Raw genomic sequence first — 24,758 nt, 5'->3', positions numbered from 1 at the left:
CCTGAATAATATGAGTGATACTACATATAGTTGTCAGCAGATCCGAAAGACCGTCTATTTCCGGATAGCAGGTCATAGGCTCAAACTTATTGTACCTGTCAGTATAGATCTGCAAAGGGCACTTCCTACATTTGCCGGCTTTTATGAAGAACCGGGAGAAGAGACACTATATCCTATGACTGTAGAAATTACAGAATCTGCTGTTGCAATGGAAGTAGGGGAACTGAAAATGCTAAGTAATATTTCTATCGTGTGGCAGGATAATTTTCAATTTGAAGAAGCGGAAAAGTGCTACGTCACCACTGTCAAAAGTGAATTAAGTGACCGTCGTTGGGTTATGTATAGTACCAAAGATTTTGCGCATTCAGTGATTCGTGTTGTTCGGGAAGAACTGTACTCCACATCCGTGTTAAGCTGGTTGCTGATGGTGGTTTACGGACAAGCCATTTTACCTTATCAGAGTCTGATGCTGCACGCTTCTGTAGTAGAGAAAGACGGTCACGGCTACGCATTTCTGGGTAAAAGCGGAACAGGTAAGAGTACACACAGTCTTCTTTGGGCCAAATATCTTCAGGATACTGCTTTGCTCAATGATGATAATCCTGTAGTTCGTATCCTGCCTGACGGACAGATAGTGATCTACGGATCACCATGGAGTGGAAAAACAGATTGTTATAAAAATAAAGGTGTACCGTTGCGGAGTATGGTGCGACTCAACCAGTCCGGCTCCAATATAATGCATTGGAAATCCGGAGCAGAAGGACTGATTACCGTGTTACCGAGTTGTTCTTCTATCCGCTGGAACAGAATGCTTTTTGACCAGATGACTACTACACTGACACGGATTGTACAATTCGTACCTATAGGTGTACTGGATTGTCTCCCGCAAAAGGCTGCGGCTGAATTATGTTACAATGAAATAAATAATAAATATAAAATTAACGAAGAATGAAAAGACTGATTTTTGGATTAATGTTATGCAGTGTCATATTATTAAACTCTTGTCTGATATCAAAACGAATGGCTTATGTACAGGACATGGTACCGGACTCGGCATACCGCGTTCAGGAGGCTAAATTAACCCGTATTCAGAAAGGAGATCGCCTGAGTATCGTAGTTAGTGCCAAAACCCCTGAACTTGCCGTGCCTTTCAATATCGGAGAGAGCACTTACAGTGTAACGGAAAAGGGAAATATATCGGCTAACGGAGCAGCTCCCGGCGGAGCAACTCTTACAAAAGGCTATCTGGTCAATCAGACCGGAGAAATAGATTTTCCGATATTAGGATCGCTAAAAGTGGAGGGATTGTCCATGGAAGAACTTAAAGAGTTTATCCGTAAAAAGCTGATAGATGGCAGACTGATTAATGAACCAATTGTACGAACAGAATTGCTCAATTTTAGAGTAAATGTAATGGGCGAAATAAACAAAGTAGGCGTAATAGATGTGCCGGATGGGGCTATTACTCTTTTTGATGCTGTCTCCCGGGCAGGAGGACTGACCAGCAATGGTGCGCCAAACAAAATAGCTGTCATTCGTGAGGAAAATGGTGTCAGAAAGATGACCATCAATAATATACAGTCCGAAGAAGTGTTTCAGTCTCCGACCTATGTTCTCAAGCAAAACGATATTGTATATGTCATGCCACGCGGAGGAACCGTGGGTGCTAAAGAACAGCAGAGCTGGCAATTTATTTCTACAGGAATCGGGTTAATAGGTATCCTTATTTCTACACTTATTCTACTCAAATAACAGTTGATATGAATCTTACAACACAGGACAATTTAAAAGCGGAAAAATCGGTCAATATCCTTGATCTGTTTAAATATCTGACTATACACTGGAAATGGTTTGCTCTCTCCGTGCTGCTTTTCGGTGGTTATTATTATTATCAGTACAGCCGTGCAGCTTATATGTACCGCAGCTCAGAAATGGTCATGATCAAGACCCCGATGAATACACCTTCTACAGCCCGAATTACGAAGACTAATGCTGCCTTTAACTCGGTGAGTGTGGCCGGTGAAATACTCCAGTTGAATTCAAAGGAACTGATGAGGAGGACGATCGATCGTCTTGATGCAGATATCAGTTATACCGTACGCAAGGGGCTGAGAGATGAAGAACTATATAACCAGAGCCCGTTAAAAGTGACCTGGCTGAATAAAAAGCCGGAGCAAAGCTTTTCATTTACACTTACACCTTTGGATCAGAAATACGTGTTACTCCAAAAATGGAATGGCGCCGACAAAGATAAAGAACTTAAAATAGAGCTTGGGAAAGAAGTCAATACACCTGTTGGCCGGATTATAATTACTGGAACCAAATATTTTAATTCATCCGCTTTAGGAGAGGATATAGAGGTAAACAAACATACAAGGGAAACTATGGTAGGCTATATTATGGGAAATCTCAAGATCCAGCAAATGGAAGAAGACGCCTCTCTGCTGCAGATTACACTGGAAGATCAGTCTGCTGCGAGAGCAAGTGATATTATCACCACACTGATTACAGTTTATAATGAATTTTCATTGGAAGATAAAAATCAGATTGCCATTAATACAGCACAATTTATCAGAGAAAGGCTACAGATTATTGAAAGTGAACTGGGGAATGTGGAAAACAATATTGAACAGCTCAAGACGGCCAATCAGGGAGTGGATGTGAATATGGCCGGAGAAATGTATCTCGGTGAATCTAAGCAATATCAGGGAGAAAGAAATAAACTGGAAACAGATATCAAACTGGTGGATATGATGCGTAGTCATCTGGACAATAAAGCTAAGAAAAATGAACTTATTCCCAGCAATACAGGTCTGGTTGAATCCAATATAGAAAGTCAGATCACCGACTATAACAGTACATTATTACGCAGAAACAGATTGGTAGAAGGTAGTAGTACGGAGAATCCTATAGTACAGGATATGGACAGAGCACTGGGAGCTATGCGCAGTAATATAGACCGGGCTGTAGATAATGCCACAGAAGGTCTTCGGGTAAGGATACAGAAGGCAAGACAGGAAGAGCAACAGGCGAGAGGTAAAGTAATACAGATTCCACAGAAACAGAGAATCATGCTTTCGGTAGAAAGACAACAAAAAGTAAAAGAAGAATTGTATGTGTTTCTATTGAATAAGCGGGAAGAGAATGCCTTGAATAAAGCGATGACCGATGATAATATCCGTATTATTGATCCGGCATACGGTCCGGACACGCCTGTATATCCTGTACGTTTCAAGAAAGTAATGACCGGTGTCGGAATAGGTATGGTACTGCCGGCAGTCGTGCTGTTGTTTATGTTGATATTCAATACCGGAGTACGGGGGAGACAGGATATCGAAAGTGTGCTGGATATTCCTTTCCTTGGAGAAATACCGCAGGCCGCAAAAATTAAATCTGATGACAATACCGTACTGGTCAGTAAGACTGGACGTGATGTGCTTACGGAAGCCTTTCGTATCATAAGAACCAACATCGGTTTTATGGCGGCAAACGGTAAGCCTCCTCAGGTGATTACGTTTACCTCCTTTAGTATTGGTGCAGGTAAGACATTTACTGCACTCCATCTGGCCGCTACTTTGTCTTTTCTGGACAAAAGGATCTTAATATTAGATCTGGATCTGCGTAAAGGAACAATCAGTTCCCGACTCCATATCAAAAATACATTGGGAGCAAGTCATTACCTGTCCAATAACAATGTTTCGATAGATGATACAATCAGCAAAAGTGGAATTGCGGATAATATAGATATTATACCTATCGGTATCGTCGCACCCAATCCAGTAGAACTGTTGTTAAGCAAGCGTTTGGATGATCTGGTGGCCGAACTCCGAAACAGGTATGACTACATAGTCGTGGATGGTGTGCCGGCCGGACTAGTGGCCGATGCGAGTATTGTCAACCGGATTTCGGATCTGACTATATTTATGATAAGGGCAGGCAAAATGGACAGAAGACAATTGCCGGATATTAATAAAATACGTAATGAAGGTAAACTGTCCAATATGTCCATCATTCTGAACGGATTAAAACATGGAAGAAGAGGATATGGTTACGGCTATGGTTACGGGTATGGCTACGGGTACGGCTATGGGGAGCAAAAGAAAAGCAATAAGCTCTCTATGCTTTGGAAGAAAATCAGAAGTTGATTGTGTGAGTTGATAAGGTTTATAGAGTTAAGAAGTGATAAGGTTAGAGGGTATACTGTGATTCTGGTATCTGTGTTTTTATAATAACTCTCTCCTTTTCAAGGAGAGATATCCGAAAGGGGCAGAGAGGTTGATTGTGTGAGTTGATAAGGTTTATAGAGTTTATAGAGTTTATAGAGTTAAGAAGTGATAAGGTTAGAGGGTATACAGTGATTCTGGTATCTGTGTTTTTATAACAATTCTCTCCTTTTGAAGGAGAGATGTCTGAAAGGGCAGAGAGGTTGATTGTGTGAGTTGATAAGGTTTATAGAGTTGATAAAGTTAGAGGGTATACAGTGATTCTCGTATCTGTGTTCTTATAATAATTCTCTCCTTTTCAAGGAGAGATGCCCGAAAGGGACAGAGAGGTTGATTGTGTGAGTTGATAAGGTTTATAGAGTTGATAAGATTAGAGGGTATACTGTGATTCTGGTATCTGTGTTTTTATAATAACTCTCTCCTTTTCAAGGAGAGATGTCCGAAAGGACAGAGAGGTTTAAAGCGTCAGTTGGCGTCCCCGCCAACTGTTTATGTAAGAAATATGAAATGTCCTTCTGTTTAAAAACAGGAGGATAGTTTTTTTATCCGCTGCTGTACTCGTGTCTCGTATGCCTTTATTGTATTTATTTCTTTATAGCACAGGCCATAGGCGTGCGCTAACGAGGGACAGTACAGGCTATATACAATAAAAAAGGCCGGAATAAAAGATCCCGGCCTGTATTAAAAAAAGTATAGTGTGTTGTTAGCTTGTTAGCCAATGTATATAGTTCCGCTATCTGGCAAGTACACAGCGGATGTTGTAATAACTACTATTATTAAAGTTACTAGTTACAATTGGGTTATCCCCATGAATAACTTGCAGAATATATGCTTTGTTATAATATGTCGAACCCGGAGACTTGTCACCAGTACTCGTCCAGAAAAAACCGTTATAACTAGGGCGAATTTGATCCCCGTCAAAATTAAATTGTAACCATTTACTACTTGGAGTGTTCCGGAATCTGCTATATCCAATAGAAGTAGTTGACATCGTAGCTTTTTGTTCATAAGTTTGAGGATTCTTGGACAAAGGTAGTAAAGCCTCGAACTCTTGTCGTGTAGGCATACGCCAGGTATTTAGAGGCAGTACGCTTTTACACGGATCTACTAAATTATAACGATCGAAATTATTTGGCTCGCCTAATCCTCCATAAGTTTTACTGGCCATCCAGTTCCACCCATCTGTTTTAGCGAATGATGGCTGAAGAATTTCAGTAAGCATTAACGATCTCGCTATTATATCTTCGTCTCTGATTCGGTAGGTGTTGGTACTTTTTGTGTAGTACAGATTTCCGGTCGCCCAGAAGACAGGACCTACCGGTGTTACATCCAGGATATTGATAATTGCAATTTCTTCTTTACCGGCTTTAGGTAAAATAGTGCTGCCAAAATCTATTGTTTTACCGGATGCGCTTAGCGGCCCTACAGTCAGGCTGGCTACATTGACTTTAAATGAAGGAATCGCCGTTTCCGTCGGTGTGACCGGGATCGTGTAAAACGAAGCGGATGCAACAGTAGGGGCAGGGCTTAGGGATCCGACGTTAATAGCGGATACATTGTGCTGGCCTGTTATAGTGTAAGACAGTGTACCGGATGTGGTATTCAATGCTACTGTACCTTTATTAAAATAATCGGATTGTGCCAGTGCTGCATTGAGTACAGAGATCCCGTCAGTTCTGGAGCTGGCATCAAACCGTACCGTTACCTTGGCCAGTGCATGCTTGAAAAGAATAGGTACCTGTGTGTCTTTTTGTCCGGCACCGGTACCCGCAGTCGCTGTTCCCTGTGCGATCAGCAGGTCTTTGTCATACGAAGGCGTAAATACCGGATTGGCTTCATTTGGCAGTGCTGTCACTGATGTCGATTCATTGTACGAATAGGCATACCATTTGTAGGTAGCTCCCTTTACAACATCGATTTTGACTGCATCATCCTGTACTGCACCAGACGCAGTGTTTGCTGTAGCCTGTACTGAGCCTACTACTGCACCTGTGGTAGCATCCAGTACCACCACTCTATACTTGTATCCGTTGGTCATATCAGCTGCACGCTGTTTGCTGTTATTAGGAGATACCTCCTGTGCCTTAATGGGGCCTGATGTCACGGATACCATGGCAGCGAGACCGCCGAGGTCCAGCAGCTGGCTTTCGCGCTCTGTATTGGCTACAGGTACTGCGGACCGGTTTGCTGTAGCAGCACCTGCGTCCGAAGCTTCTGCAATTCCATTCACCACAAATGACAATTGTGTTACCTGATCCGGTGGGATTTGTTTTTTTGTTTTAGCACAACTGCTCAGGATCAGCAGACCACATACGATCAGCTGTGTCCATATCATTGTTTTCTTAGTATGTATTGTTTTCATGTACATGACGTTAATTAAAAGATATTACGGACTATAAAAATAAATCCTGACTTTGTTCTTCTTTAGTCCAGTCCTCTATCTGAGGATTGGCCGAATTGGGTCCTGCTCCTCCGGGGACCAGCCTTGCGGACGAGGCTGCTATACCTTGTTCCAGTTCTATCGTGCGGGTATGCACCTCCGGAGCGACATAGTTTGTTTTACTCTTTTTATTGTTATTCATAATCCAATGATTTTTATAGTGTTTTGATTTAGGAATTCTATTCTTATTCAGCAAAAGCGATCACGGCACGGCTCAGACGGGGATCATTGTAATACATATTATCTACTCCTCCGGCTGCGACTGTGTTCAGCTGTCTTGCAGGTACACCAAATTCATTAACCAGTACACTTTTTATAGCTTCGGCGCGTGCTATACTGAGACGCTGATTGATTTCGGCTGTTCCGGTTCCTTTATCGGCATATCCTGTGATACGGTATACCTCATCTTTGTCTCCGTCTTTGATCACTTTGGCAAAGAATCCCAGGTTGACACGGGTTTCATTCGATACCTCGCTGCTTCCGATAGGGAATGTCACCAGAATAGGAGCTGCCAGTACTTTTTTATTGACCACCACATTCGTCACGCTTTTACCACCGGCTTCGGCCAGTTGTCTGCTGAGGGCCTCATTATTGGCGGCCAGTTCATTTACCTTACGGCGCAGGGCATTCAGTTCTTCCTCGTCATAGCTTACGACAATAGTTTTGCTTCTTTCCCAGCCTCGTTTCTTAAATTTATAAGTCAGTCCTATCATGGTACTTAATACTCCTTCTTCTTTGCGCCCGCCTACTTCGCCGTCAAAGCGGTCATTAACCATACTACCACGGATATCCAGTGTAAGATCCAATGCTTCAGCAAGTCTGAATGTATTGTAGAAACCCAGATTGGCACTTACCTCACGTTGGGCAGGAGCATCTTTGGTGACCATCCATCCGACCCCCACATAAGGACTTATAGTATAGAAACGGGTTGCATTGTATCCGCCAAACAGGTTGGACAGATTGAATAACATATCTCCGTATACATGGTAAGCGTTGAATTTTTGTCTGCTAAGTGATTTGGATGCATCATATACTTTGCCGGTAGAGTGGCTTCCGTTTTGGGTGAGGCCTTTGATCTGATAACCGCCGGCTCCGAGACGAAATCCGAGTCCGGGTGAAAACCACTTGCCCAGATGAAGTCCGAAGTGTGGTGTGAGATTATCTGACAATGATGCCTGTTTGTTATGATCTCCAAAATAAACCTGGGCACCTGCTCCGGCACCCAGAAACCAGTTGCTCCAGAAGGTATTGCTGATGACTTTATACTTATTGTTGTCAACAACTACAGTCGTATCTTTTCGGATACCCTGCTGACCATATCCGGTCACCGAGATGCATAGTGCAATAAAAAGTAAACTTACTATCCTCATTTTTTAATGTAATTATGTTTATTAATTCGAAAAAATCTATTTCTTGATAGTGTACATCTGTTGTATAAATTATATCAAGTTAGTGTGTTGTGATTAATGACAAAATTATGTTTCCCCGGTTAAAATTGTAGTGCTGGCCTATAGGTTTTTGTATGGTCAAATCTTAAAAACATCATTTTTACAGTGATTGAAAAGGGTAGTGTGGATGTATCTCTACAATTTTAACCTACAGAATGAAGCTATTTGTTGATGTTTTATTGTTGTATATGAGGGAGTTGTTGAGTTGATAGGGTTAAGAAGTGATAAGGTTAGAGGGTATACTGTGATTCTTGTATCTGTGTTGTTATCACATTTCTCTCCTTTTCAAGGAGAGATGCCCGAAGGGCAGAGAGGTTTAGTGAAAAGTTGATAGGGTTTATAGAGTTGATAGGGTTAAGAAGGTGATAAGGTTAGAGGGTATACTGTGATTCTTGTATCTGTATTGTTATCACATTTCTCTCCTTTTCAAGGAGAGATGCCCGAAAGGGGTAGAGAGGTTTAGTGGGAAGTTGATAGGGTTTATAGAGTTGATAGAGTTTATAAGGTTAATAGAGTTTATAAGGTTACCCGATAATTACAGTGTCTGTGTTGTTATCACATTTCTCTCCTTTTCAAGGAGAGATGCCCGAAGGGCAGAGAGGTTTAGTGGGAAGTTGATAAGGTTAATAAAGTTTACATCTGTTAGTGTCCCACCTACTGTCTTAATAAAACTTCATTATTTTTTTGATACTGAAAAAAAAGATTAAATCGGTCTACACCCTAAGCATCTTTCGGGGATTATATTATCAGTTGAGCAGATTGAAAACCTGAATAAAGATGTGTATAAATATCAAAATCCATTGCTTGCCGGTAAGGTTTGAGATACTTGTACAGTACAGCCTTTACAGGCTAAGTACAAGTAAGTCTCCATTTCAATTATGATCTGAATGATTAGACAATATATATGAATATTGAACAGGTAAAAGAAATTTTAATCCGGTACAACCGAGGGCAGGCAAGTCCGCAGGAAAAAGTAATGCTGGAAAGCTGGTATGCGCATGAAAGTTTCAGGCAGATGCAAAATCCGCAAGAAGAGGATTACGAGCGTATCAGAGATGAATTGTTTGCTACATTATCAGCATATCCGGTGAATACTATAAAAGTAAAGTCATTTAGGAGAGTATTTTGGTTGCGACGCATTGCAGCTACAGTCGCTATTGTAGGATTAGGTATAGGCTTTTACCTGATGAAACCGGTGTATCGGCAAGCTGCAAAAGAGACAGTTACTCATGAATATATAACTTCTGGTAAAATAGGTGGAACACTGTATCTAAGTAATGGACAAAAAGTCAAATTGACAGAGTCCTCAAAAGAGGAAAAAATAGAGGAAGAGGGAATCATCATTACTAAATCTGCTGAGGGACAACTGATTTATGGAAATGAAATCGGGAGTAACACTGATAAATATGTATTTAATACACTCAAGACAGACAGAGGACAAACATACAAATTACTATTACCGGACGGAAGTAAAGTGTGGTTAAATGCGGCTTCCAGTCTCACTTATACTACAGGTCTGCAACAGGATGGAGAGCGTAAAGTTATACTGGAAGGGGAAGCATATTTTGAAGTGCATAAAGATAAAATTCATCCTTTTGTAGTACAAACCAAAGACCAGCGTGTAAGGGTATTGGGGACGCATTTTAATATTGAGGCCTATGCAGATCAGTCCGGCACAAGGACTACACTACAGGAAGGATCTGTACATGTTATCGAGACACTGTCCGGATTCTCTAAAAGTGTAATTCTGAAGCCGGGACAACAGGCGCTGTTATCCAAAGGTGCTTTACAGGTAAAGGATGTGGACGCACAGATGGTTGCTGCCTGGACAAAGGGAGATTTTATTTTTCGCGAGGAACATCTTCCTGAGGTCATGGCTAAACTGAGCAGATGGTATAATGTCGATGTAGAGTACCGGAAAGGTGTTCCGTTACAGACCCGCTTTAATGCGATGTTGTCCCGCTCCAATAATCTGGAGGAAATACTTGATATTATTCAAAGTACGGGCAAAGTGAAATTTGAAATAAAGAATCGTAAGATTTTTGTATCGGCGACTGAAAACTGAAACTAACTGAATTATTGTATAGCTTAAATTAATCGAAAATGAAAAAACAAATAAAGACACTAACAGAGTAAGGAGAAAAAGGAGATCCATAGTTTATATAGCGGATCCAAAAGAATAAATATTATATAAGACAGCACCCTGTTGTCTTTATTAACCTAAAATAACCAAGGTATGAGTATAAACAGGTATAACAGCGTTGTGCCATTTTTCAGGCATTTGGATATCAGACATTTGCTATTACACTTTAATGTGCTGATATGGAGCACGCTGTTCTTCGTTACACAAGTAAGCGCCACATCTGTCTACGCACAGAAAATAACACTCCATAAGAACAATGCTCCGTTTACGGTCATATTAAAGGAGATAAAATCACAGACTGGTTACGGTTTTATTTACGATACTGAACTGATAAGACGAGCTAAAAGTGTAAGCATTAATGTAGACCAGGTATCTCTTGAAGAAGCGTTGAAGATATGTTTTGATGACCAACCCTTTAGTTATACAGTCAGCAAAAAAACAATTATTATCAGAGAGAGAGTTGAGAAACAAGGCATACAACCTGAGCCTGCACAAGTCGGAGAGATAAAAGGTAAAGTTGTAGATGAAGGTGGTAATCCGGTAGCAGGCGCTAATATCTCTGTTAAAGGTGAAAGTAAAGGAACAAAAACGAATGGAAAAGGAGAATTTTTCATATCCGATACAAAAGGTAGTACTCTGGTCATTTCACATATAGGCTATGACACAAGAGAAGTAACGGTGACTCGTAAAGAAACCAATCTGATCATAAAACTAAAACTTAAGGAGAATAAAATAGATGATGTAGTAGTAACGGGAACAGGAATAAACCGGAAAAAGGATAGCTTCACAGGAACAACTGCTGTTTTTTCAGGAGATGAACTCAAAGCTGTCGGTAATAATAATATTCTACAAAGTTTACGCACTTTGGATCCAGCTTTTTTAATGATAGAAAATAACCTTGACGGTTCGAATCCGAACAGTATGCCTGTTATTGAAGTGAGAGGCAAAAGCAGCATTCCCACGGCTACACTCAGGGATGAATTTGGCTCTAATCCAAACATGCCGATTTTTGTACTTGATGGATTTCCTACCAGTGTACAAACTATTTTTGATCTGGATATGAACAGAGTTAGTTCCGTTACTATTCTGAAGGATGCCGCTTCTACAGCGTTGTATGGTTCCCAGGCTTCAAATGGGGTAGTTGTTATTGAAACAATAAAGCCTAAGGTGGGAGAATTACGGTTTTCATATAATCAGGATTTTCGTTTAGAATTGCCGGATTTATCCAGCTACAATATGATGAATGCAGCTGAAAAATTAGAATTTGAAGTCTTATCTGGCAGATACAATGTTGGGCTTGTTAATCTTAACGGTTCATTACTGAATATGTTTTTGGATTCATTATACAACCGACATCTGGCCGCTGTAAAAAGGGGAGTAGACACATACTGGTTAAACGAGCCGTTGCAAAATGGCTATTCTACCAATTCGTCAATTAATGCCTCCGGTGGTGATCAGGCCTTTATGTATAATGTTGGTATGAATTACAGGATCGGAAAGGGAGCTATGATAGGTTCGGGACGCAATAGCTATAGCGGTAGCATCAATTTGACCTATCGTAAAAAGGCACTCAATATCAATAACATTACATATATAAGAGGATTTAAATCAACAAACTCTCCATATGGCTCTTTTTCGAATTTCGTTAATGCTAATCCTTATTTTGAAAAGAATAACGATAATCCATATCTGGAAATCAGTAAACAAGGTGATGACCTTGGTACTGTTATACGGGTAATTAACCCACTGTATAATTCCACACAGGCACAATACAGTATCGGGACAAATCTGGAAGTACAAAATAACCTGAATATAAACTATGATATCAGTAAAACATTTCGATTAAATGCTGGAATGCAAATAACCAAAGCAACGAATACAAATAAAAATTTTCAATCTCCCGAAATGACAAATTTTATCAGTACACCAAGACTAAGGAAGGGACGCTATACAGACAGCAGAGATGATGGTTTCTCTTATCAGGGTAATCTGATGCTTATCTATTACAAAACCATTGACCGGCATAATATTACAGCCAACTGGAGAAGTACTATTTCAGAAAATCAGAATAATAGGTATGGTACTATGGCAGAAGGTTTTCCTGAAGGCAGCAAAGGAAATCCCCGCTTTGCGTACAGCTATGTATTAAACGGACGCCCAAATGCTTCAGGCAATATATCCAGAACATTGAATTCTACGCTTAGTGTCAATTATGCTTATAGTAGTAAATATCTTTTGGATTTTCTGTATCGTATCGACGGGTCAACGGCCTATGGACGCAACAAACAATTCTCGCCATTCTATTCATTCGGACTTGGATGGAACCTGCATAACGAAATATTCATTAAAAATGTAAAATGGATCAATTCGTTACGTCTTACCGGTAACATGGGTATAACGGGTAATCAGAATTTTGCAAATATCACTTCAGTGTCTATTTATAATTATAATAGTAATGCAAGTTACAATAATTTCGGACAAGGCGTGAGTCTGGAAATGTTAGGTAATCCTGATTTGAATCCTCAGGTAACCAGACAGATCAGTACATCTCTGGACTTTAATCTGTTTAATAACCGGTTTTCAGGTTATTTAAATGTTTACAATAAAAAAACAGATCCTCTGGTAGTACCCATCGATCTTCCTTCATCTGCAGGAACATCTTCTTATCCCTATAATGCCGGAAATATGACATATCAGGGTATAGAATCCAAGATTACCTTTTTTCCTATATATCAAAGAGAAAAACGTTTTATGTGGAGCGTTACTTTGATGGGATCAACCTATAAAGGCAGATATGACGGATTTGGAAATATACTAACTTCATTAAACAAAGATCAGGAGAGAAGCAGAACACTGTTGAGATATACGGATGGCAACAGTCCTGAAGCGCTATGGGCTATCCAATCCTTAGGAATTGATCCGGCTACAGGTCAGGAAGCTTTTCTGACTAAATCCGGACAAATCAGTTTTGAATACAAAGCAGGCGATATTGTAAATATTGGTAATACTGTACCACATGTTCAGGGTGTCATCTCCACGAATATAAGATACAAGGCATTTTCATTCGGTATAGGATTCCGCTACAGACTTGGAGGTGAGATATTCAATAGTGCTCTTTTTTATAAAGTAGAGAATATAAGTTATAGTAGTACTGCATTTAATCAGGACAAAAGAGCTCTCTATGACAGATGGAAACAACCTGGTGACATTTCGCAATTCAAAGCTATATCGCAAACAAGTAGTACTCCGATTTCATCCCGGTTTGTACAGACTGAAAATACACTGAGTAGCGAGACACTTAATATAGGATATATATTAGAGAATGATGACTGGATAAGAAGGGCCGGACTGAGATCATTAAAATTAAATCTCATGGCCAATGATTTCATGTATTTTTCAAGCATTAAGAGAGAAAGGGGTATTGATTATCCCTATGCAAGGACATTTGCTTTTTCTTTAAGTGCCTCATTTTAACTGTTAAAGAAATGAAAAAAAACTATATAATTATAATGCTGGTGTTGGCAATCAGTTGTTTATGTGCCTGTAAAAAGTTTCTGGATGTGAAGCCCGAAGACAAGGTTTTGGAAACGGAATTGTTTGCGACGAAAGCAGGAATTAATTCGGTGTTAAACGGACTTTATATTGATCTGGCAAGCAACAGTCTCTATGGAGAAAATCTTACGCTGTCTACCGTAGATATTTTAGCACAACGTTATAATGTCGCAGATAAACACAATCTGAACAAAATCGGAACGTACAGTTATAACGAAAGTGTTTTTGTGAATCGCCTGGATGCTATATGGAAACAATCTTATGGGATTATTTTAAATACCAATATATTTCTGAAAAATCTGGATAAATATAAAGGCGTTTTAGATGATCGTACAGAACGTATCTACATGGGAGAAGCATATGCTATGCGAGCGTTTTTGCATTTTGATTTGCTCAGACTGTTTGGTCCAAGGTATGATACCGCCGACTCTACCAAAGAAAGTCTGCCATACAATGAAAGTGATAAGACTATTGTAAATCCGTTGTTGCCTGCCAATGAGTTTATCCAAAAGGTAATTGACGATCTGAATAAGGCTGAAGAATTATTGCAACAGGATGATATCGTGACTAACGGAGTGAAGATACCACGATCTGAAGATAAAATTGATTTTTTGAGGGATAGCAGAAATTACAGACTAAACTATTATGCAGTAAAAGGACTGAAAGCCCGGGTGTTTTTGTATAGAAAAGATAAGGAAAACGCTTTGAAATCTGCGAAGGAGGTAATTGCTGTGGCCAACATATTTCCATGGACTACGAGTGTCAATGTACTGAATGAAAAACAAAATCCTGATCGGGTTTTCTCGACTGAAATGCTATTTGGAATAATGAATACGCAATTGTACGACAATTATCTCAGGCTTTTTGATCCGGCTCTCACCGATCAGGAAATTCTGGCTCCCGTAATGTCGAGAATTGCTGCAGTATACGAAAGTAATGAAAATGATTACAGATATAATCTGAACTGGAACACACCTACTTCAGGTCTTAAACAGTACAGAACCTTTATCAAATATGCAGATATTGTTGATAAAACAAAATCTTTCAGATATACCATCCCCCTCCTTAAAATCAGTGAAATTTACCTTATTGCAGCTGAAAGTGAGTCTGTTGTGGCAAATAGTATCAGTTTTATCAATACAGTGCGGGTCAATAGAGGATTAACTAATCTCGCCAATAATGCAAACATCAATACCGAATTACAAAAAGAGTATCAGAAGGATTTTCCCGGTGAAGGACAGTTATTTTACTTCTACAAGCGCAGAAATATTACCTCCATTCCGAATGGTTCATCCGCAGGTGGTAATGTTAATGTCAATTACAATATACCATTGCCGGATTCAGAGACTTTTTATCGTCAATAAAATTAATCATGATCGATGTTGGTTGTTTTTTATAACGATGGGGTTGATACTTTGATAAAAAAATATGGTAACTAAACATAAAAATTAAACAGATGAAAAAAGTAGTTTTTGCAGCAATTGGTCTGCTATGTAGTGTATGTATATTTTCTTGTCAAAAAGAATTGATGAAATTCGAGAATCCGTCCAGTATTTATTTTTATCAGGCCGGAAAAACTACGGGCACTAAAAGAAGTCGTCTACGTTATAGTTTTGGATACTCCAAAGAGGATTCTTTCACTGTTGGTATGGTAGTCAGTACTATTGGAAGAAAACAAAATACCGACAGGCCCTATCGGTTAATGGTTAAGGATAGTGCAAATGCAGAAGGACTAAGATTCTATGAAATACTAAATCCGACATTTGTTATTAAAAAGGATAAGTTAACTGACACCGTATTTATCAGGTTTTTACGTATTCCGGAAATGCAAAACAGAAATTTCGTTTTGAAATTTGAACTGCTGGAAAACGAAAATTTTAATACCAATATGAATTTTAAGGTATTAAACATAGCTAAGAAGGATACCCTGTTTTATACGAAAAGCAGCTTGGTCGTTGACGATATTATTTCAAGACCAGCTTTATGGGGAGACGGATCTTTAGGTACATTTTCCAGAAAAAAAATGCTTCTCATGGTTCAGGTACTTAATGTTGACTTTGAGTATATGAATACTACTATGAATGCAGGTGAAATCCTTGCTTATGGAAAGTTTATGCAACGGTATCTTAATGAACAAAAAGCCGCTGGAAATATTATTATGGACGAGAATAACAAACCTATGGTCATGGGGCGGGAGTCGCAATAGGATTTTAACTTAACAGAATAAATTATGAAAACAAAAAAATATCTCCATGCATTTTTATTGATTGTATTCCTTATGGGGTTAGTCTCATGTAAAAAGGACCTTGGAAATTATACATATACTGAATTAAATGCTTTATCTGAAATTAAGAATATGCCTAAAGTACTTGTCGCTTCTTATGGCAAACGAATTATATTTGATCCCGAGGTTGTATTTAGTAAAGATGCGGACTTTGATGAAAGTAAATATGAATTCGAATGGTCTTATATTGAAAACCTTGCCATTTCAAGAATTAAGACATTTTCCAATACCAAAAAACTCGATATGATTATGCAGATAGAGCCTAGCATTTATGATGCTTATTATTCGATAACAGATAAAGCCTCTGGTGTAAAATATACGACTAGATTTTCATTACATGTAGTAAATGAAATTAACGAAGGCTGGATGATGATGACTGAAGCAAACGGTAGAGCCAGAGCAGATATGTTATCCCTTAACACCAAAAATGAATTTGATGTTATTACCGATATATTGAGTAATGTTGGCTCCCAATTAAAGTTAGATGGTAAACCTGTAATGACGTATACCTATAATACAGGATTGCTGATCGGACCGGATTCGATCAGATATGGTGTTTATTTGGGGACTGATAAAACGACCACAAAGGTGTCTCGCAATAATTTTAAATGGACCAGCACCATGGATTTAAAATATGAAATGTTTGGTAATGTATCTGAAGATTTTTATGCCGATGTAATTCAGCAACAATCAAATAGAGCCGCTTTTATGATAGGGAAAAATAAAGCTTACTATTTTTCCGGTGTCCAAGGAATTTTTTATTCAGTTCCGATCAGCTACATTAGTGCTGAACAGAAAGGGTTTGAAGTAGAACCTTTTATCGGAGGAGATTATTTTATGCCTGGAGCTCTTGCTGTTTTTTACGATAAAACTAACCGCAGATTTGTAAAATACTCTGGTACTGCTCCAAGTTGTTCTGTGATACCTGATCCTCCGGCAGCCAGAAGATTATTTAGTTTTAGTACAGGAATGGATCTGGCTTATATGCGCTATATTAGCTTCAATGGCGGCGAAATTTTTTCAATTCTCAAGAGTGGCGGCAAGAGATATCTGGCCAGATTTAATCCCAATAATAATGTTCAGACTTATTATGCTGAGATAACGGGAACTGATATCGCTAGAGCAGAATTTTATGCCATTAGTCCCGATTATGGTTATATTTTTTATGCAATAGGGGGTAAAGTCTATGAATATGATATGATATACAAGAGCAGCAAATTGATGTTGGATTTCGGAAATAGAAGAGTATCGTATCTTAATTTTTATGAATTTAAAAACACTCGTAAATATAAGGATGCCAATAAACTTATGGTAGGTACATACGATCCGACTATAAGTGACGGCACAGAAGGTTTCTTGAATACGTATATTGTACCCGGAATAAATGCTGATCTGATACCAGATAGATCATTCTCTGGTTTTGGAAGGATAAAAAGCCTCACCTATCTCGAATTTTAAAATAGCTCTTGAAAACCAATGGAAAAAGAGAACGATAATGGGCGAAATTTTATATGGATGATAGCGTCTATAATGTCTTTAGAGTTAACCGTGAAAGTGCTGTTACTGCTATTCTCTCCTTTTTAAAGAGAGATGCTTTAAAGTCAGAGAGGTTGATAGTGGAAGTTGATAAGGTGAAGAAGTGATAAGGTTAGGTGATATACTATGATTGCAATGTCCGTGGTGTTACTGCTATTCTCTCCTTTTTAAGGAGAGATGTGCGAAGGGCAGAGAGGTTTAGAGAATTGTCGGAGACAAAGCTTTTTTATATCGAATATTTATCCTTCAACGTATTTTTAATACAAAAAAAATCGCGTACACATGGAAGTTGAAAAAGGTTTGAGCGTTTTGTTTCAACTTTTTGTGTGGAGAGTAATAATATCAAAATACCATAACTTCCATAGTTTTTGAGTTTTAACCTTAAGATTGTTAACGCATTATGAACCTGTGTTTTTACAGTTTTTTCTGAAATTCCTAATTTAACGGCTATTTCTCGATGAGTTAAATTTTCTAAACGGCTTAATTCAAAAACTACACGCATTTTTTGAGGTAATTTGGCAATTTCTTCTACCACGATACCCATTAATTCTCTTTCATCGAGCAATTCATATGTCTGGTTACCATTGTCTGTAAAATACGAAGCTATAGACAGCAAGTAATTGTTTCGGACTTTACCTTTTTCCAGTAGTTTGAATACACGATGTCTGCAAGAGACGTACAGGTATCCGGCCAGATTTTCCCCATGCATAATTACTTCCTTTTTATCCCACAGAGAAGTAAATACATCCTGAACAACATCCTTGGAACTTTCCTCATCACGAAGGATCTGATTCACATTGTAGTAAACCATCATGGCATATCGGTTGTAAATTTCCGTATAAGCATTTACATCTGACTTATTTAACAATAGAATAAGGTCTTGGTCTGAATAATTTCTGAAGTTTACCATTGATAATATTGAATTTTTGCATTGCTAATTAAATAATATATAATTGAAAAACAAAAAATTTTTACTTTTTCCTTTTCACTCCTTTTTGTTTATGTATGCAGAAATTTTTGTTATGATTTTGGTAAAAATAAGGTTTCAAACTATTCTGATAATAATCGGAAGGAAATTATGTGAGAATTTAATAATGCAAGCAACATATTTATATTGAATAGACCATTTAAAGATAGTTTATTTCATCTTATTAGTGTATTTGATATTGTTGTCTTTATTTTATTTCTATTAAGTGTATTTGTAATTATGATCTTGATTTATAGTTGTGTATATTGCATTATGAAACTTAAATTCTGTATTTTTTCAACCTTATTACTGACGTTTCAACTCCTGAGTCAGAACTGTTACGGGCAATCTGCAAAGGCTCCGATTATGGGATGGAGCAGCTGGAATAGCTTTCGTATTCATATTGATGAAAAATTAATTCGGGAACAGGCTGATGCACTAATTTCGTCAGGTTTGTATAAAGCGGGTTATCGTTATATCAATGTAGATGACGGGTACTTCGGAGGCCGGGATAAAGACGGTAAGCTCTTTGTTGATAGTACAAAATTTCCAAATGGAATGGGAGCTGTTGCAGATTATATACACAGTAAAGGCTTAAAAGCAGGTCTGTATTCTGAAGGAGGAAAAAACACCTGCGGATCAATATGGGATAATGATGCTAAAGGAATAGGAGTCGGAATGTATGGGTATGAAAAGCAGGATGCAGAGTTATTTTTCAGAGAATGGAATTTTGATTTTATTAAGGTAGACTGGTGCGGGGGGAAGGAGATGAACTTAAATGAAGAAGAACAGTATACCAAAATTGTTCGCGCAGTTAAAGCAGTCAAGCCTAATGCCGGATTCAACTTATGCCGTTGGCAGTTTCCAGGCGAATGGGCTATCAGATTAGTAGATTCGTGGCGAGTATCAGGAGATATAAGTAATAATTTTAAATCTGTATTGCATATTATTGACCTAAACAGAGATCTGTATAAGTATGCTTCTCCAGGCCACTATAATGATATGGACATGTTGCAGGTTGGAAGAGGAATGAGTTATGAAGAAGACAAAACTCATTTTTCAATGTGGTGTATGCTTAATTCACCTTTAATGGCTGGAAATGATCTGCGTACCATATCCAGACAAACGATAGAGATCCTGACGAATAAAGAGCTAATCGCGCTCAATCAGGATAGGCTATTCTATCAGGCCAGAAGTATCCTGCGTGAAGGTAATATGGAAATCTGGGAAAAACTGCTGTCAGATAAAAAGAAGAAAGCTATAGCTATAATGAATCGTGGAGATAGCACTGCGGATTATACGTTGGTTGCCAAATCTGTAGGATTGAATGCTGGCAGTAAAATTCGTGATCTTTGGTTACATCGTTCACTCGGCAAGATCGGGAAAGAACGAAAATTTACTATTCCTGCACATGGCATTATAGTCCTTGAGGTCAGTATTTGATGTAGAAGAGGGATTCTTCTGTAATTTAAAATTCAGATCATTTGCGATACGATTCGTCTGACAATCGCAGGCACATCCAGAAAGAGATTATCCATTGAATATTTTATTGCGTTTTATGGTTTTACCTTTTCTTAATTGTATCGCATGGTAAAGAGAAGGGACGTCATTAGTCCACGTTTTTAAGGTCAGGATAATAGCCATAATCTCCAACCGTGTTAAAAGACCGAGCCACAGACAGATATGAAAAATCACATCGGATTGGCAATGTATATTGACCTCAACTAAAGTAGCAAATAAAGATAACGTCCAGATTTTTGCTCCTATAGAATGTGTGGCAACTTCTTTTTTGAACTTGATAAAACTGATTATGTATGTCATTGCTTCAGCAGCAATCAAAACAATAAGGGCTGTAGCGTTTTGATGAAAAAATCCGGGGCAATGAATATAAGTGGATACAGCTACCAGAATAAAGAAGACCTGATCCACACCCGAATCTAACCGTCTTAAGCGTTCTGTAGATACCTGAAGCTGACGGGCAATAATGCCGTCAAATACATCAGAAAGCAGGCCAAGTGTAAGTAAACTGATTGCGTAGACTTCGTAATGTGAAATATGAAGGATACTCAATACGATAAGAATAAGCCCCATCAGCAGTCTTGACCAGATTAGTATTTCAGGAATTTGTTTTTTTGTCATAATTTTTGTCTGCAACACAGGTGAATAGGGCGTTTCATATATCTGCCATAAAAAAAGCAACCTAAAATATTACTTTTAGATTGCTTAACCTATTTTTTTGATTATTTTATTTATTCACAATGTCCATCCGGTGAACAAGATGGGCCATCACTTATTACAAAAGGTGATATTGGATTTTTAGCAGTCCACTCTCCGAATGATTTATTCAATGTGTCAGCAAAAGCTTGTGTCGGTTGTGCTCCTGAAACAGCATATTTACGGTCAAATACAAAAAAAGGTACTCCCCGTACTCCGATGCTCTGTGCTTCCTGTATATCTTGTGTTACCTTGTATGCATATTCGTCATTGGATAAGGCCTCTTTGATATCGTCTTCTGTCAGTCCGATTTCCTGTCCTAATGTGGAAAGTACCTTTTGATCCCCGATATCTTTACCTTCGGTAAAATAGGCTTTAAAAAAACGCTCTTCTATATCGTCTCCCAAACCTTTAGTCTTTGCCAGTTGAATTATTCTATGGGCATTGAAGGAGTTGACAGTGACAACATTGTCAAAATTAAAATCCAACCCTGCACCCTTTGCTGTTTGCGTTACCTGATCTAACATTGCATGTACCTGATTGGCTGGCATGCCTTTTCGTTCGACAAGGTACTGTATATGATCAAATTCCTCTTTTTCAGGCAGCGTTGGATCTAGTTGAAAACTTTTCCAGATAATTTCTATATTTTCAGCGTTAGCAAATTTGGAGAATGCACCTTCAAAATTACGTTTTCCTATATAACAAAACGGACACATAATATCGCTCCATATCTCGATTTGCATTTTATTCGTTTGAGTTGTATTCATTTTCTTCAGTTCTAAAGTATCTATGCAAATTTAAAGAATTCAGAAAGGATAATAGGATCTTTAATCGACTTCAGAGATGCTCCTTTATAATGTTGCAATTTCATGATTTGCCCTTTACAAGTATATGACAAACAAGATCTAATCAAACTTTCTGACCAAGAGATATTGATCCTGAGCCAGAGAAAGATAGCCGAATTCGTATATGAAAATATAAATTTTACCCGCAGATGTTATGTACTGATGTGTAAAAAAATCAAATTGAAAACCTATATCATTAAGGTCTGTTTTATTCACTTTTACTTTATTATTTTCTCCCAGAATATCCATCAGAATTTTTCTGTTCTTACGTAAAATTGTATTGATAGATCTTACAAAAGCTGTCTGGTCACTGTTTAATCGGTTATTATAATTATTCCTGCAGCCATCATCACAAAACCGCTTGTCTGATCTGCCTTTTAATGGACTATTGCATTCTATGCATACTTTTTCTGCTGTTTTCATGGATATGCAGCTTTCTCTTAACCGTTTTTAAACGCTTATAAACGTTTATAAATGGTAATAAATGTTTAATTACCGGATATTGCTATTTGTCCTATGCAACTTTGTATCAGTGCTTCGGGAGTGAATAGTAATCACTGTACCGGACAAGGAAGTTAATTAATTTTTTTTACTTATTAAAAATTTATTATTATGAACGCTTTAAGAAACAGTATTCAGTTAGTAGGCAGATTAGGGATAGATCCTGTAATCAAAGCTACAGTCAAAGGGTCAAAAATGGCTCAGCTCCGTTTAGCTACCAATGAAGTATACAAAAATACGCAGGGAGAATGGGTAGAGAATGTTCTTTGGCATAATCTGGTGGTATGGGGAAATCTTACCCATAGGGTTGAGCAGCGCTGCTCAAAAGGCACACAGATTATGGTTGAAGGTATGCTGACTTACCGGGATTATGAAGATAAAGATGGAAATAAGAAAGTCTTTGCTGAAATCAAGGTCAGACAATTACAGATTCTGGATAAAAACAATACCTCAAAAGAGCCGGCTGATCTGCTCCAGGAACAGGTAGAGCAGGAGCAGGATCTGCCTTTCTGAGTCAATGATCATGTTGCCTGTACAGGTGTCTGTGAATACTAATATTTTATTCCGGATACCTGTCGTAAAAATCATACAGTTTCTGATCCAAAAATTGCTTTTTCTTAAACAAATATTACCCGATATGTGTTATGTAAGCGTCACTGTTTAATATTTTATACATATGGAAATAAGACATTCAAGTAACGGAAGAAATGGTGTGTTTACAGCATATATTGATGATCAGCAAAGTGGTCAGATGCATTATGAAGAAGGAGAGGACAGACTAATTATTGACAGTACAGAAGTGGACTCTCATTTTGAAGGTCAGGGTGTTGGCAAGAAACTGGTATTGGAAGCAGTAGATTACGCACGCAAGAATGATCTGAAAATTGTTGCGGAATGTCCGTTTGCAAAATCTGTTTTTGATAAAACTCCTGCTTTTCAGGATGTGCTGGCTACAGACTAAATCACCGGCGGATTTGTATAAATAGCGCAAATGAACTTCTGTTTTTGTAGATGTAAAGCTTCAATTTTTAAGTTCTACAGGTGTTTTATGTCTAATCTGAATTACTGGCAATCAATTTGAGGTATAGCCGTACAACAAGTGGTATATTTGCCCACTTTTGAATTAGACATATGAGGAAGATACAATTTGGAATTTTTTTGCTGTTAGGCTTATGGTTCATAAGTTCATGTAATACCGATAGAGAGGATACTTTTGGCGATGAACTCGCTAAAGTATTTCAACAAAAAGGATACAGGAATTTCGATACCACTGCATATTTTGCCATATTTAAACAAGAGCTGTCAAAGAACAAAAGTCAGCTTCATAATCCGAAATGGATCACGGAATTTGCGGATTCAACCTCAGGGATGACTTTTATCAGCAGAAATCTAAGTAAAGGTGTTATTGATACGTTATGTATGTATCTGCAAGAATCTGATAAACACGGTTTATCAAGTGCTTATTTTCACACCAATCAGATCAAAGAAAGCTTTGAAAAGCTGAATACATTGAAATCCGGTAAAGTGGAGGATATCTATCCATTACTCGCTAAACTGGATTTATTTGCTACAGATGGCTATGTTACCTATATCAGTATTCTGAAGGGGGGAGCGGTTAATCCAAAGCAGTTGTACGGTCGTTATTTTGAAAAATTACATAAGGTTACAAAACAACAGGCCAGAAAAGCTCTGGATAGTACAGATGTTAAAGAATATCTTTCTGAGGTACAACCTAAAAATTCCTATTACCTGAAACTGCAACAGGTGTTGCAGAAGGGGGGAATCAGTAAAGATGAGAAGGAAAATATTTATCTTACACTGGAAAAATTGCGTTGGATGGGTAAAGATTTTCCGGAAAAATATGTGGTTGTCAATATTCCTGAACAGAAACTGCGTATGGTTGATGAGCGGAAAACAAAAGAAATGATGAACGTATGTGTAGGGGAGACGATCTACGGACCATATGCCAGAAGAGCAGGAGCAACAGACAATCATGAAACTCCGGTATTAAGCGGGGAACTGGACCGTATGCAGGTCAATCCGGTATGGAATATTCCGGCAAGTATAGTTAAGAAGGAGCTTATTTCAAGTCTTCGGTCTAATCCAAATTATCTGGAATCCCGTAATATGGTGGCTTATAATAAAAAAGGACAGATGGTGGATCCTAATACGGTAGACTGGTCTTCTGATTCAGTGTTGAATTTTAAATTCAAACAGAATCCGGGGGCTGATAACTCTTTAGGCAATATCAAATTTATATTTTCGAATCCTTATTCTATTTATCTGCACGATACGCCAGCCAGACAAATGTTTTCAGCAAAGAACAGAGCGGTTAGTCACGGATGTGTACGTGTAGAAAAACCTGCGGCTCTGGCAGCATTTTTAGTAAATGACGATAAGAAAGCTGAACAGATCGCAAGTGAAATTGCTGATACTCTTAATAAAAGCCGTTGGGTAATGATGAAAAAAACAATTCCTGTATATATTACCTACTACACAACGTGGATTGATGATGATGGAAAAATATACAAGCTTCCGGATATTTATGGGTATGATGACCGACTAAAAAAGGCAATGAAAAAATATTATAGCCTGTAATTAATCA

At 38.3% G+C, this 24,758-nt stretch carries 19 protein-coding genes; 12 read left to right on the top strand and 7 right to left on the bottom strand.

The window, feature by feature from the left end; translation table 11 throughout:
- Nucleotides 1-10: 10 nt before the first annotated feature.
- Genes B4B65_RS13035 through B4B65_RS13025 form a run of 3 tightly spaced genes read left to right on the top strand, consistent with a single transcriptional unit; the run spans nucleotide 11 to nucleotide 4,145 of the window.
- Nucleotides 11-952 carry a hypothetical protein gene (locus B4B65_RS13035; RefSeq protein ID WP_293916024.1) on the top strand — a complete coding sequence of 314 codons (942 nt, stop codon included), beginning with the start codon at nucleotides 11-13 and terminating at the stop codon, nucleotides 950-952.
- Nucleotides 949-1,752, top strand: a complete 804-nt coding sequence (locus B4B65_RS13030) for a polysaccharide biosynthesis/export family protein (RefSeq protein ID WP_293916023.1) — start codon at nucleotides 949-951, stop codon at nucleotides 1,750-1,752. Before B4B65_RS13035 ends, B4B65_RS13030 begins: the two co-directional genes overlap by 4 nt.
- 8 nt (nucleotides 1,753-1,760) lie before the next feature.
- Entirely contained in the window at nucleotides 1,761-4,145 is a 2,385-nt protein-coding gene (locus tag B4B65_RS13025; RefSeq protein WP_293916022.1) for a GumC family protein, read from the top strand.
- A gap of 811 nt (nucleotides 4,146-4,956) precedes the next feature.
- On the opposite strand, the gene B4B65_RS13020 is transcribed toward B4B65_RS13025, so the two are convergent.
- Genes B4B65_RS13020 through B4B65_RS13010 form a run of 3 tightly spaced genes read right to left on the bottom strand, consistent with a single transcriptional unit; the run spans nucleotide 4,957 to nucleotide 8,033 of the window.
- Complete coding sequence (locus B4B65_RS13020; protein ID WP_293916021.1) at nucleotides 4,957-6,585, bottom strand: hypothetical protein; 1,629 nt, start codon at nucleotides 6,583-6,585, stop codon at nucleotides 4,957-4,959.
- A gap of 31 nt (nucleotides 6,586-6,616) precedes the next feature.
- Nucleotides 6,617-6,805 (bottom strand): hypothetical protein, encoded by a 189-nt coding sequence (locus B4B65_RS13015; protein WP_293916020.1) that lies wholly within the window; start codon nucleotides 6,803-6,805, stop codon nucleotides 6,617-6,619.
- 43 nt (nucleotides 6,806-6,848) lie between these two features.
- Nucleotides 6,849-8,033 (bottom strand): OmpA family protein, encoded by a 1,185-nt coding sequence (locus B4B65_RS13010; RefSeq protein WP_293916019.1) that lies wholly within the window; start codon nucleotides 8,031-8,033, stop codon nucleotides 6,849-6,851.
- A gap of 982 nt (nucleotides 8,034-9,015) precedes the next feature.
- On the opposite strand from B4B65_RS13010, the gene B4B65_RS13005 reads away from it, so the two are divergent.
- The 5 genes from B4B65_RS13005 (at nucleotide 9,016) to B4B65_RS12985 (ending at nucleotide 17,548) form a co-directional block, all read left to right on the top strand.
- A complete protein-coding gene (locus B4B65_RS13005; protein ID WP_293916018.1) occupies nucleotides 9,016-10,176 on the top strand; it encodes a FecR family protein in 1,161 nt (386 codons plus the stop codon).
- A gap of 171 nt (nucleotides 10,177-10,347) precedes the next feature.
- On the top strand, nucleotides 10,348-13,728 hold the full coding sequence (locus B4B65_RS13000) for a SusC/RagA family TonB-linked outer membrane protein (RefSeq protein WP_293916017.1): 3,381 nt from the start codon (nucleotides 10,348-10,350) through the stop codon (nucleotides 13,726-13,728).
- A gap of 11 nt (nucleotides 13,729-13,739) precedes the next feature.
- Nucleotides 13,740-15,170: a RagB/SusD family nutrient uptake outer membrane protein gene (locus B4B65_RS12995; RefSeq protein WP_293916016.1), complete on the top strand. Its 1,431-nt coding sequence runs from the start codon at nucleotides 13,740-13,742 to the stop codon at nucleotides 15,168-15,170.
- A 92-nt stretch (nucleotides 15,171-15,262) separates the two neighbouring features.
- Nucleotides 15,263-16,012, top strand: coding sequence for a DUF4843 domain-containing protein (locus B4B65_RS12990; RefSeq protein ID WP_293916015.1), 750 nt, complete (start codon nucleotides 15,263-15,265; stop codon nucleotides 16,010-16,012).
- A 24-nt stretch (nucleotides 16,013-16,036) separates the two neighbouring features.
- Nucleotides 16,037-17,548 carry a PKD-like family lipoprotein gene (locus B4B65_RS12985; RefSeq protein WP_293916014.1) on the top strand — a complete coding sequence of 504 codons (1,512 nt, stop codon included), beginning with the start codon at nucleotides 16,037-16,039 and terminating at the stop codon, nucleotides 17,546-17,548.
- Between the two features lie 304 nt (nucleotides 17,549-17,852).
- Here B4B65_RS12985 and B4B65_RS12980 read toward each other — a convergent pair whose 3' ends face one another.
- Entirely contained in the window at nucleotides 17,853-18,536 is a 684-nt protein-coding gene (locus B4B65_RS12980; RefSeq protein ID WP_293916013.1) for an RNA polymerase sigma-70 factor, read from the bottom strand.
- A 330-nt stretch (nucleotides 18,537-18,866) separates the two neighbouring features.
- Here B4B65_RS12980 and B4B65_RS12975 point away from each other — a divergent pair, with 330 nt between their 5' ends.
- Nucleotides 18,867-20,036 (top strand): glycoside hydrolase family 27 protein, encoded by a 1,170-nt coding sequence (locus B4B65_RS12975; protein WP_293916012.1) that lies wholly within the window; start codon nucleotides 18,867-18,869, stop codon nucleotides 20,034-20,036.
- A gap of 87 nt (nucleotides 20,037-20,123) precedes the next feature.
- Here the strand turns inward: B4B65_RS12975 and B4B65_RS12970 are convergent, their stop codons facing one another.
- From B4B65_RS12970 to B4B65_RS12960, 3 genes are all read right to left on the bottom strand, one after another.
- Nucleotides 20,124-20,732, bottom strand: coding sequence for a CDP-alcohol phosphatidyltransferase family protein (locus tag B4B65_RS12970; RefSeq protein WP_293916011.1), 609 nt, complete (start codon nucleotides 20,730-20,732; stop codon nucleotides 20,124-20,126).
- 110 nt (nucleotides 20,733-20,842) lie between these two features.
- A complete protein-coding gene (locus tag B4B65_RS12965) occupies nucleotides 20,843-21,574 on the bottom strand; it encodes a DsbA family oxidoreductase (RefSeq protein ID WP_293916010.1) in 732 nt (243 codons plus the stop codon).
- 138 nt (nucleotides 21,575-21,712) lie between these two features.
- Nucleotides 21,713-22,075 carry a hypothetical protein gene (locus B4B65_RS12960; RefSeq protein WP_293916009.1) on the bottom strand — a complete coding sequence of 121 codons (363 nt, stop codon included), beginning with the start codon at nucleotides 22,073-22,075 and terminating at the stop codon, nucleotides 21,713-21,715.
- 189 nt (nucleotides 22,076-22,264) lie between these two features.
- Here B4B65_RS12960 and B4B65_RS12955 point away from each other — a divergent pair, with 189 nt between their 5' ends.
- The 3 genes from B4B65_RS12955 to B4B65_RS12945 all read left to right on the top strand — a co-directional run bounded on the left by B4B65_RS12955 (nucleotide 22,265) and on the right by B4B65_RS12945 (nucleotide 24,751).
- The gene (locus B4B65_RS12955) at nucleotides 22,265-22,666 is read left to right on the top strand and encodes a single-stranded DNA-binding protein (protein WP_293916008.1); all 402 of its coding nucleotides are present in this window, start codon (nucleotides 22,265-22,267) and stop codon (nucleotides 22,664-22,666) included.
- Between the two features lie 163 nt (nucleotides 22,667-22,829).
- Nucleotides 22,830-23,114 carry a GNAT family N-acetyltransferase gene (locus B4B65_RS12950; RefSeq protein WP_201679434.1) on the top strand — a complete coding sequence of 95 codons (285 nt, stop codon included), beginning with the start codon at nucleotides 22,830-22,832 and terminating at the stop codon, nucleotides 23,112-23,114.
- A gap of 170 nt (nucleotides 23,115-23,284) precedes the next feature.
- On the top strand, nucleotides 23,285-24,751 hold the full coding sequence (locus B4B65_RS12945; RefSeq protein ID WP_293916007.1) for a L,D-transpeptidase family protein: 1,467 nt from the start codon (nucleotides 23,285-23,287) through the stop codon (nucleotides 24,749-24,751).
- The last annotated feature ends 7 nt before the right edge of the window (nucleotides 24,752-24,758 follow it).

The sequence above is a fragment of the Sphingobacterium sp. UBA5789 genome (assembly GCF_002418355.1).
Classification (GTDB): Bacteria; Bacteroidota; Bacteroidia; order Sphingobacteriales; family Sphingobacteriaceae; genus Sphingobacterium.
This window is presented reverse-complemented; position numbering and strand designations above follow the sequence as displayed.

Excerpts from the sequence above, each read along its gene's own strand:
- B4B65_RS13005 (WP_293916018.1), top strand. The coding sequence starts at position 9,016 with ATGAATATTGAACAGGTAAAAGAAATTTTAATCCGGTACAACCGAGGG.
- B4B65_RS12970 (WP_293916011.1), bottom strand. The coding sequence starts at position 20,732 with ATGACAAAAAAACAAATTCCTGAAATACTAATCTGGTCAAGACTGCTG.
- B4B65_RS12990 (WP_293916015.1), top strand. The coding sequence starts at position 15,263 with ATGAAAAAAGTAGTTTTTGCAGCAATTGGTCTGCTATGTAGTGTATGT.
- B4B65_RS12975 (WP_293916012.1), top strand. The coding sequence starts at position 18,867 with ATGAAACTTAAATTCTGTATTTTTTCAACCTTATTACTGACGTTTCAA.
- B4B65_RS12985 (WP_293916014.1), top strand. The coding sequence starts at position 16,037 with ATGAAAACAAAAAAATATCTCCATGCATTTTTATTGATTGTATTCCTT.
- B4B65_RS12955 (WP_293916008.1), top strand. The coding sequence starts at position 22,265 with ATGAACGCTTTAAGAAACAGTATTCAGTTAGTAGGCAGATTAGGGATA.
- B4B65_RS12980 (WP_293916013.1), bottom strand. The coding sequence starts at position 18,536 with ATGGTAAACTTCAGAAATTATTCAGACCAAGACCTTATTCTATTGTTA.
- B4B65_RS12995 (WP_293916016.1), top strand. The coding sequence starts at position 13,740 with ATGAAAAAAAACTATATAATTATAATGCTGGTGTTGGCAATCAGTTGT.
- B4B65_RS12945 (WP_293916007.1), top strand. The coding sequence starts at position 23,285 with ATGAGGAAGATACAATTTGGAATTTTTTTGCTGTTAGGCTTATGGTTC.
- B4B65_RS12960 (WP_293916009.1), bottom strand. The coding sequence starts at position 22,075 with ATGAAAACAGCAGAAAAAGTATGCATAGAATGCAATAGTCCATTAAAA.
- B4B65_RS13000 (WP_293916017.1), top strand. The coding sequence starts at position 10,348 with ATGAGTATAAACAGGTATAACAGCGTTGTGCCATTTTTCAGGCATTTG.
- B4B65_RS12965 (WP_293916010.1), bottom strand. The coding sequence starts at position 21,574 with ATGAATACAACTCAAACGAATAAAATGCAAATCGAGATATGGAGCGAT.
- B4B65_RS13010 (WP_293916019.1), bottom strand. The coding sequence starts at position 8,033 with ATGAGGATAGTAAGTTTACTTTTTATTGCACTATGCATCTCGGTGACC.
- B4B65_RS13035 (WP_293916024.1), top strand. The coding sequence starts at position 11 with ATGAGTGATACTACATATAGTTGTCAGCAGATCCGAAAGACCGTCTAT.
- B4B65_RS12950 (WP_201679434.1), top strand. The coding sequence starts at position 22,830 with ATGGAAATAAGACATTCAAGTAACGGAAGAAATGGTGTGTTTACAGCA.
- B4B65_RS13020 (WP_293916021.1), bottom strand. The coding sequence starts at position 6,585 with ATGAAAACAATACATACTAAGAAAACAATGATATGGACACAGCTGATC.
- B4B65_RS13025 (WP_293916022.1), top strand. The coding sequence starts at position 1,761 with ATGAATCTTACAACACAGGACAATTTAAAAGCGGAAAAATCGGTCAAT.
- B4B65_RS13015 (WP_293916020.1), bottom strand. The coding sequence starts at position 6,805 with ATGAATAACAATAAAAAGAGTAAAACAAACTATGTCGCTCCGGAGGTG.
- B4B65_RS13030 (WP_293916023.1), top strand. The coding sequence starts at position 949 with ATGAAAAGACTGATTTTTGGATTAATGTTATGCAGTGTCATATTATTA.